Source organism: Acinetobacter sp. WCHA39 (assembly GCF_002165385.1).
GTDB lineage: Bacteria > Pseudomonadota > Gammaproteobacteria > Pseudomonadales > Moraxellaceae > Acinetobacter.
Window position 1 is genome coordinate 1 of sequence record NZ_NHRP01000082.1, and the last position, 1,262, is coordinate 1,262.

Below are 1,262 nucleotides of genomic sequence, written 5' to 3' on the forward strand. Positions count from 1 at the left end.
CTCAACTACTTCATTCTGCTGTAGTCCAGCCAGTTTATTGAAGACACTATAGTTGATCTTCCGTCCTTCATGCATGATGGCCACAGTGCCATCTGGGTACTCCAGAAATGAAATGTATTGCCCAACAAGCTTATGATTCAGTGCTGTTGGCTCAAGCATATAAATACATTTGTCATAAGTGATGGTCAGGTTCTTTGTGACCTTACGCGGTTCTTGCCAGGTGAAAATATGCTCCAGTTCAGTATCAGACTCTGTTAAAGGGCGATGCAAGTTCTTGGAATTTCTCGCACACTTGGCGAACTTCTGATTGAACTGCTCAATAAAGCAGGGTAGCCAGGCATTGGCTTCGGCAATCGAACTGATACCTTCGAGGCGCATTTCCTTGATCAGACGATCCTGAAGTGTCCTGTTAGCACGTTCCACACGACCTTTGGCCTGTGGTGAGTTGGCAAAGATAATATCAATGTTTAACTCATTCAGAATCCGGCCAAATTGCGTGATCTGGCTGTCCTGACTGGATTTCTGGTTCACTCGGAATACCGAGTGTTTATCGCTGTAAAAGGCCAGCGGCTTGCCGTATTGCTCAATGTAGGCTCTGGTCGAAAGCATATAGTCAAAGGTCGTTTCAGCCTCACAAAAGCGCAGATGCAACAGCTTTCCAGTGGCATCATCGATATAAACCAGCAAACAGCATTTGGCGGCTCGTCCTTCAAACCAGTCATGATATGAACCATCAATCTGGATCAGCTCACCGAAGCAATCCCGGTTATATCGAGGCTGATATGGCCGTTTCAGACGCTTGGATCGCGGAATCCAGAGTTCATTGGCAGTCATCCAGCGACGAACCGTTTCCACGGGAATATTCAGGTCAAACATGCTGCTGAGCTTCTCATGCGCCAAGGTTGGGCCAAAGCCCAGCAGATGTTCAGAAATAAGGGAAAGGCATTCAGACTTTACGGCTTCATCATGGCAACGATGACCCGGTTGACCACGACTGGCATGTGTCAGGCCTGAAATACCGTCTTGCTTGAGCTTGTGCAATAACCGGCTAATTTGACGGGTTGAAAGATTCAGAATTTCAGCAGCACGGACTTGTGTAATACGATGATCTCGAACGTCTTGCAGAACTGCAAGACGTTGAATTTCTTTATCAGACATAGTGATCAGCATCTATATTTATATCCAGTCCATGATGGTGAAAACCATCATAAACCAGACATTTTTATTGGTGAGAATACAGACACTTTAAATGGTTTCTAACA

1 protein-coding gene is annotated in these 1,262 nt (G+C 45.6%); it reads right to left on the bottom strand.

Features of this window, described 5'->3' with window-relative positions; all coding sequences use genetic code 11:
- Positions 1-1,170: ISNCY family transposase (locus tag CDG56_RS16675; RefSeq protein WP_087548451.1), on the bottom strand; the 1,170-nt coding region annotated here is incomplete at its 3' end.
- Between the last annotated feature and the right edge of the window lie 92 nt (positions 1,171-1,262).